The sequence below is a fragment of the Flavobacterium sp. GNP010 genome (assembly GCF_056428945.1).
In genome coordinates this window covers 1-434 of the sequence record NZ_JBWJVK010000143.1, presented here as the reverse complement: position 1 = coordinate 434, position 434 = coordinate 1, and the positions used below count along the sequence as shown (strand labels likewise).

1 pseudogene is annotated in these 434 nt (G+C 41.2%); it reads right to left on the bottom strand.

Features of this window, described 5'->3' with window-relative positions:
- Positions 1-434, bottom strand: a pseudogene (locus tag AC061C_RS15895) (hypothetical protein); the annotation flags it as partial.

The following is a 434-nucleotide window of genomic DNA, read 5'->3' as shown; positions in this document are numbered from 1 at the left end:
CAGTAGTACTTACTGTTCCATTAGCAATGTTGAATGTTTCATCTACTTCATCAATCGCATCCACAGTTGTTTGTACCGATACCGTTCCAGTAGTTGCTCCAGCAGGAACATTTACGGTAACATTTGTAGTAGTGTAATCCGCACTTCCTGCAGTACCATTGGTTAAAACAAAGGTATACGTGGTCACTTTATCAGAAGGGTTGCTCAAGGTAAAGTTGAATACCACATCAGATCCTTCAGTAGCCGAAGCAGGAGTGATCGTTGCCACAGTAGGGGGATTGTTATCATCTAAAATAGTACCAGTAGTACTTACTGTTCCATTAGCAATGTTGAATGTTTCATCTACTTCATCAATCGCATCCACAGTTGTTTGTACCGATACCGTTCCAGTAGTTGCTCCAGCAGGAACAAGTACATCAACATTTGTAGTAGTG